This is a genomic window from Paraglaciecola arctica BSs20135, from assembly GCF_000314995.1.
Classification (GTDB): domain Bacteria; phylum Pseudomonadota; class Gammaproteobacteria; order Enterobacterales; family Alteromonadaceae; genus Paraglaciecola; species Paraglaciecola arctica.
Genome location: NZ_BAEO01000058.1, coordinates 70,083 through 76,399 on the forward strand (window position 1 = coordinate 70,083; position 6,317 = coordinate 76,399).

Genomic DNA, 6,317 nt, shown 5'->3' on the forward strand with positions numbered 1-6,317 from the left:
AATATAAATCAAGGTATTTACGTTAATGAACTGGTGATAAACTTTTGTTTTAATGAATATTATTTTATCTTGCATTGAGTATATTCAACTTTAAATGGTATAAGCTATAAACTCAAAATTTGCAAAGAGAATATTAATATGACGTCACCCAAAATGATTCTACTGTTGTGTTTAACTGCTACTCAGGCTATTGCTGACGAGCCTAATCAAGGTGAATTTTACGCAAAACTAAATGTCGATGCCCAGTCTTCCGATGAGGGAGGGGATCGCTTTAGTGAGATAAAAAGCAACAACTCTTGGGTTGGAGTAAAAGGCGCCTATGAATTAAATTCAGATATATCCGTAGTTTATCGTCTTGAATGGAAAGTCGACATTACCGGGGAATCAGGAAGTGATAGTTTAACGGAAAGACCACAATATGTTGGGGTAAGAGGTAATTTTGGCGAAATAACACTTGGCCGCAATTTTACCGCTTTGTGGATGGCACAGGGCAAGATTGATTTATACAATCATTATGAAGGTGACATCGCAAAAATATGGAAAGGCGAAAATAGACTCAGTGATGTAGCAACCTATATTTCTCCTTCATATCAAGGTTTTGATGTGCGAGTGACCTACCAAGCTGAGAAAACTGCTGATGGAGATTCAGCAACGTCGGCAGGTATATACTACGGTGACGCAAGCTTAAAAAAATATCCAATTTTTGCTGCGATAGCCCATGATTTTGATGTGAAAGGCTATGACACCACGCGAGCCAGTGTACAATATAAAATGGGCAAACATGTAATAGGCGGCATGGTACAACAACAAGAGCCCAGTATTGGTGGCGAGAGTCAATCTGGCGCCTTAGTTAGCTACAGTTTTAATAGCGGTAGTTTAATCTATAAACTGCAATATCAAACCTTAGAAGATGATAGAACCTTTAATCTTGGTTTCGATTATCCACTGGGTAAACAAACTAAGCTCTATGCTTGGTATGCGCAAATTGAAAAAGAAGAAAATCCAGATAACACTTTCATTGCTCTTGGCTTTGAACACAAACTTTCATATAAGTTTTAATCTAGTTACTTATTCGATTAAGTAGTATTCTCGGAAATAGGGCTTGTATTCCCCCTAAATTCAAGGTCGAAGGATGCTAGGCTATCCACAGTTACGATGGATAGCTTGTTAATTTTAGAATCTATAACAGATATATAAAATCCGGGCCCCCCCGGCTTTTATAATTCGGGCCTATCAACTCAAGATTTCTTCAATAGTGATGTAATCACCTACGCACCCAGTCATTTGTTCAGCATCCGTATTTACCGGAAGTGTTTTCTTTCCAGGTCTCCAACCTGCAGGGCAAACCTCGCCAGTTTTATGGCATACTGCCATGCTTCAATTTGACGTAATAATTCATTGACATTAAGTCCCACTGAATCTGCCTGAACTTCCTGAGCAACACAGATACCATCGGGGTTAAAAAGGAAACGCCCCCCGTAAAGCGCCCCCTTCATTTTCTATCACACACCAAAATCACGACTGACCTGAGGAGTTCTATCTGCGTCCATAGTTAGCTTCAAACCTGCCAATACAGGCTCTGTTTCTACAAAGCGTTTATGGGAAAATTTTGAATCTACTGAGACAGGCAGAATTTCTACTCCCATTTTTTGAAACTCGTCATATTTTGCATTCATAGCGGAAATTTCAGTTGGAAAAACGAAGGTGAAATCAGCAGAATAGAAACAAATTTCGCCCAACTTACCTATATAATCATTACTAGAAACAGTTGTATAATGCCCAGTACTTGAGTCATAGGCTTCCATTTCAAATTCTGGAATTTCACTGCGAACCATCGTTGAACTCACGTTTTTTCTCCTCAGAAAGATTAGTTTCGACATTAACTTCTGTATTTTTATTCGGTTTTATTGGCTTAAGTTTTGTATCGCAACTCACGATTTTCTCCTTTGTGTGATAGGGCAGCTTTTCGGTATGCTTTTGAATAGCAAATATATTAGATCACTCTAATATACGTGCTATTCAAATGACCAATTACGATTACTCTGATAGAAGAAAAATATTAATGAATGACAAATTAGCAGGGTATGCTTTTAAAACTTTTAGTGACGTAATTAACTCAAGCTATAAAAAAGCCGCTTAATTGCTTAAGCGGCTTTGATATTTGGCGTCCCCAAGGGGATTCGAACCCCTGTTACCGCCGTGAAAGGGCGGTGTCCTAGGCCTCTAGACGATGGGGACAGAAACTTAGTTTATCGAAGTACACTTCGATAAGTTTCTGTAGGAGAAGTGAGCTTGCGAACTGAGCGACCTTATTAGTCGTCTTACAAACATTCTCTTACAAAAACAAAACTTCTATCAAACATTTTATCAACTGGCCTAGGCGGTAGTTAATAATCCTTGTTTTAAAACTCAAGCTGCATCCTGCAGCTTAATCAATATGGCGTCCCCAAGGGGATTCGAACCCCTGTTACCGCCGTGAAAGGGCGGTGTCCTAGGCCTCTAGACGATGGGGACAACAATTTTGCTTATCAAAGCTAAGCTTTGATAAATTGTTGTTAGGAGAAGTGAACCTGCGAACTGAGCGGCAGAATCTTTTCCAAACAACTAAAATAATTGTCTTACGATATACAAAAACCTTTCAGTTTTTATTTATCAGTCTAATCTTTTTATCTACTGGCCTAGGCGGTAGTAGACAATCCTTGATATTGGTGGAGCCAGGCGGGATCGAACCGCCGACCTCTTGCGTGCCACGCAAGCGCTCTCCCAGCTGAGCTATGGCCCCTAACTTATCAAATAAGCTTTCGCTTTTTCCTAATAAGTAGGCATCGTTCCTTGACAGCGGGGCGCATTCTAGGCATCTGACCTTTTTATGTCAACGATTTTTTCAGGATTTTTATCTGTTTGCTATATATTCGAGCGCTTTGTTTATACGTTGTTCAATTTGAGCCGGTTTTAGCAAATTTAAAGTTAAATCTAATGAAGGCGAATTACCTGCTCCTGTCACTGCAACACGTAACGGCATTCCGACTTTTCCCATACCTACTTCTAACTCTTCAGCGGTTTGATTAATCGCGTTATGAATAGATTCAGTATTCCACTGAGTTAGAGCTGACAATTTACTTTGTACTAGCAGCAAAGCCTCTTTAGCGACTGGGCGTAAGTGCTTCTTAGCCGCTTTTTCATCAAAGGCTTCATATTCCTGATAGAAATAACCACTGATTTGAGCTAACTCTTTTAAGGTTTTAACTCGATCAGCCTGCACGGTAATCACATCTTCTAAGGTAGGACCTTGAGTTACATCAATGCCTTGCTGAGCAAAATGCCATTTAGCATGTTCTGCCACCACTTTGGCAGGCAGTGTTTTTATATAGTGTTGGTTTAACCAAATAAGTTTATCGGTATTAAACGCAGAGGCAGACTGCCCTATTGCATCTAAAGAAAACAACTCAATCATTTCTTCTAAAGAGAATATTTCCTGATCGCCATGTGACCAACCAAGGCGCACTAAATAATTTAGCAAGGCTTGCGGTAGATAACCGTCATCCCTAAATTCCATTACGCCTACTGCATTAGTACGTTTTGATAATTTTTTACCATCGTCACCTAAAATCATAGATACATGGGCGTATTCAGGGATAGGTGCGCCTAAAGCTAGCAAGATATTAATTTGACGAGGGGTATTGTTAATATGGTCTTCACCGCGCACTACATGGCTAATGCCCATATCCCAATCATCTACTACCACACAAAAATTATAGGTAGGTGCGCCATCGGTTCGACGAATGATTAAATCATCTAATTCACTATTGGCAATTTCAATATCACCACGAATATGATCTTTAATCACCACACTACCCGTTTGTGGCGTTTTAAAGCGAATAGCAAAAGGTTGATCTTGCGGATGATCAGTGCGGTCGCGCCACGTACCTGGGTAACGAGGCTTTTCGCCGTTAGCCATTTGCTCTTCGCGTATCGCGTCCAACTCGGCAGCAGGCATAAAACACTTATAAGCTTTACCTTCAGCTAACAACTGATCGATTAGTTGGTTGTAACGGTCAAAACGTTGAGTCTGATAAAAAGGCCCATCGTCCCAGTCCAATCCTAACCACTGCATGCCTTCAAGAATGGCGTCAATGGCAGCCTGAGTTGAACGTTCAATATCCGTATCTTCGATACGTAATACAAATTTTCCGCCTTTACTTTTAGCGTATAACCAAGAATAAAGCGCAGTACGGGCGCCACCAACGTGTAAATAGCCAGTCGGGCTAGGAGCGAATCGAGTTACCACAGTCATTGAATTAAACCTATTCCAAAAAATTGGCGGCATTTTAACAGCCAATGCAGCGAATTTATATCTACAAACAAGCTTTTGCGGTAAAAGTCAAAAACGTCCAAAACTTTACCAAAGTCATTTGTTAAACTTATTACAAATCACCAAGCAGATTTAGGCCATTGAAAGAATCCGCTGATTATCATTATGCCCAGGGCTTAGCTGGTCTACCGCTGCTAAATGCCAGCTATAATGGGGAAAAAATGCTTTTGGCTGGTAACACATTGTTAGATACTGCTCTCACCTGCGGTTTTAGCGATCTAAGTCATTTAAACCAACATTTTAAAAAATGGTTAGGCATTCCTCCGAGGGAATTCCAACCTAATAATATCAGCAGGAGCTAAACATTTTGCCTTTACCTTCCCCTCACTCCATATTTATATCAGGCGTGAAAGACACCTTTCCACTTGTTGTGGCAGCTATGCCATTTGGACTAGTATTTGGCGCCATGGGTCAAGCTCAAGGTTTAGCTGACTGGGTAACTCTTGGCATTTCAATTTTTGTCTTTGCCGGCGCCTCACAATTTATTGCCATCACCATGTTAGCAGCAGGAGCTGCCATACCAGTGATAGTATTAACGGTATTTATCGTTAACCTTAGGCACATGTTGTACAGCGTATCGCTTATTCCTATAGTGCAAGACTTATCGCAAAAATGGCGATGGCCTATGGCTTTTACAATGACAGACGAAACCTTTGCAGTTGTTTACAACAAAATGTCACTATCGCGCGCCCATCAAAATCTGCCAATGTACTACTTAGGCTCTAGTGCATTTATGTATCTGAATTGGATTTTATGTACTTGGGTAGGCATTGTACTTGGAAGCCAGCTTCCCTCTCTAACTAGTTTTGGTCTCGATATAGCTATGGTTGTGGCCTTTATTGGTATAGTTGTACCCAACCTGAGATTACCCAGTCATTGGATGTGCGCGATCACTGCAGCTGTGAGTGGCTTATTAACCTACCAATGGCCACATCAAACTGGTTTATTATTATCTAGCCTATTTGCCATAGTAGTCGGCGTAATCTCAGAAAATCGCTTAACAGCAAGATCCACTACTGACCTTGCTGAGAGTAATCACCATGAATGAAATTTTATTAATTGCGGCAATGGCAGCTGTTACCTTTATACCTAGATTGCTGCCATTTGCTTTAGCCAGTCGACTCAGGTTACCTAAATCTATGCAACAAGCGTTGTCTTATGTACCTATCGCAATACTAAGTGTCATCATCGCTCAAAGTATATTTTATCGAGACGGAGCGCTCGCATTACACATGAATAATCCTTTTTTGTGGTCAAGCCTAGTCGCTTTTATCACCGCATTAATACAAAAACGTTTGTTTGTGACCATCTTAATGGGCTTAATTAGTTACTCTATTCTAAAGTTTTGGTTGTTGTTATAAGCTTAAAAAGGAGAATTTTTTATCATAATGGGCAAAAGCGAACAGTTTTTATCCATAAAAACAATAATTTTCATTTAGGTGTTGACAGTAAAATGCCTATACCTATAATAGCGCTCCTCTTACAGGCCAAGGCTAGTAAGAACAGAGAGATTTTGGACGCTTAGCTCAGTTGAAAAAAGACAGAGCATCGCTACTCTTATATAAGAGAAGGGCGAGAAACACTGGTTCAATCTAGTAATAATAAATTTTTGGACGCTTAGCTCAGTTGGGAGAGCATCGCCCTTACAAGGCGAGGGTCACTGGTTCAAGCCCAGTAGCGTCCACCACATTCTAAAAAGAATCGATAGTAATCGTTTCTTTGTCAAAAAATACGGACGCTTAGCTCAGTTGGGAGAGCATCGCCCTTACAAGGCGAGGGTCACTGGTTCAAGCCCAGTAGCGTCCACCACATTAAAAAACCCGCATCGGTTTACCATGCGGGTTTTTTATTGTCTTTGAAAAGTTTAACTTGGTCATAAACACATCCCTGATGAACATCTCCCAAATCCACATTGGTTTACCATGCGGGTTTTTTATTATCTTTG

At 40.4% G+C, this 6,317-nt stretch carries 7 protein-coding genes and 5 tRNA genes; 6 read left to right on the top strand and 6 right to left on the bottom strand.

Going from position 1 to position 6,317, the window contains the following annotated elements:
• Positions 1–138 precede the first annotated feature (138 nt).
• Positions 139–1,059, top strand: a complete 921-nt coding sequence (locus tag GARC_RS19580; protein ID WP_007623531.1) for a porin — start codon at positions 139–141, stop codon at positions 1,057–1,059.
• Positions 1,060–1,233: 174 nt separating this feature from the next.
• Here the strand turns inward: GARC_RS19580 and GARC_RS27780 are convergent, their stop codons facing one another.
• From GARC_RS27780 to gltX, 6 genes are all read right to left on the bottom strand, one after another.
• Positions 1,234–1,374, bottom strand: coding sequence for a hypothetical protein (locus tag GARC_RS27780; RefSeq protein ID WP_226989231.1), 141 nt, complete (start codon positions 1,372–1,374; stop codon positions 1,234–1,236).
• Between the two features lie 128 nt (positions 1,375–1,502).
• Entirely contained in the window at positions 1,503–1,847 is a 345-nt protein-coding gene (locus GARC_RS27425) for a redoxin domain-containing protein (RefSeq protein WP_226989233.1), read from the bottom strand.
• Positions 1,848–2,162: 315 nt separating this feature from the next.
• Positions 2,163–2,238 (bottom strand) — tRNA-Glu (locus GARC_RS19590).
• A gap of 200 nt (positions 2,239–2,438) precedes the next feature.
• Positions 2,439–2,514, bottom strand: a tRNA-Glu gene (locus GARC_RS19595).
• 192 nt (positions 2,515–2,706) lie between these two features.
• Positions 2,707–2,782: transfer RNA gene (locus GARC_RS19600), tRNA-Ala, on the bottom strand.
• A 111-nt stretch (positions 2,783–2,893) separates the two neighbouring features.
• Positions 2,894–4,294 (bottom strand): glutamate--tRNA ligase, encoded by a 1,401-nt coding sequence (gltX, locus tag GARC_RS19605; RefSeq protein WP_007623536.1) that lies wholly within the window; start codon positions 4,292–4,294, stop codon positions 2,894–2,896.
• Positions 4,295–4,533: 239 nt separating this feature from the next.
• Between gltX and GARC_RS26805 the strand changes: the two genes are divergently transcribed.
• The 5 genes from GARC_RS26805 (at position 4,534) to GARC_RS19630 (ending at position 6,181) form a co-directional block, all read left to right on the top strand.
• Complete coding sequence (locus tag GARC_RS26805) at positions 4,534–4,674, top strand: helix-turn-helix domain-containing protein (RefSeq protein ID WP_153810971.1); 141 nt, start codon at positions 4,534–4,536, stop codon at positions 4,672–4,674.
• A gap of 5 nt (positions 4,675–4,679) precedes the next feature.
• Positions 4,680–5,420, top strand: coding sequence for an AzlC family ABC transporter permease (locus GARC_RS19615; protein ID WP_007623538.1), 741 nt, complete (start codon positions 4,680–4,682; stop codon positions 5,418–5,420).
• Complete coding sequence (locus GARC_RS19620) at positions 5,413–5,733, top strand: AzlD domain-containing protein (protein ID WP_007623539.1); 321 nt, start codon at positions 5,413–5,415, stop codon at positions 5,731–5,733. The genes GARC_RS19615 and GARC_RS19620 overlap by 8 nt, the downstream gene beginning before the upstream one ends.
• 250 nt (positions 5,734–5,983) lie before the next feature.
• Positions 5,984–6,059 (top strand) — tRNA-Val (locus tag GARC_RS19625).
• A 46-nt stretch (positions 6,060–6,105) separates the two neighbouring features.
• Positions 6,106–6,181: transfer RNA gene (locus GARC_RS19630), tRNA-Val, on the top strand.
• The last annotated feature ends 136 nt before the right edge of the window (positions 6,182–6,317 follow it).

Bases quoted from the DNA above. Each gene is read 5' to 3' on its own strand.
- GARC_RS19580 (WP_007623531.1), top strand. From the start codon at position 139: ATGACGTCACCCAAAATGATTCTACTGTTGTGTTTAACTGCTACTCAG.
- GARC_RS27780 (WP_226989231.1), bottom strand. From the start codon at position 1,374: ATGGCAGTATGCCATAAAACTGGCGAGGTTTGCCCTGCAGGTTGGAGA.
- gltX (WP_007623536.1), bottom strand. From the start codon at position 4,294: ATGACTGTGGTAACTCGATTCGCTCCTAGCCCGACTGGCTATTTACAC.
- GARC_RS26805 (WP_153810971.1), top strand. From the start codon at position 4,534: ATGCTTTTGGCTGGTAACACATTGTTAGATACTGCTCTCACCTGCGGT.
- GARC_RS19620 (WP_007623539.1), top strand. From the start codon at position 5,413: ATGAATGAAATTTTATTAATTGCGGCAATGGCAGCTGTTACCTTTATA.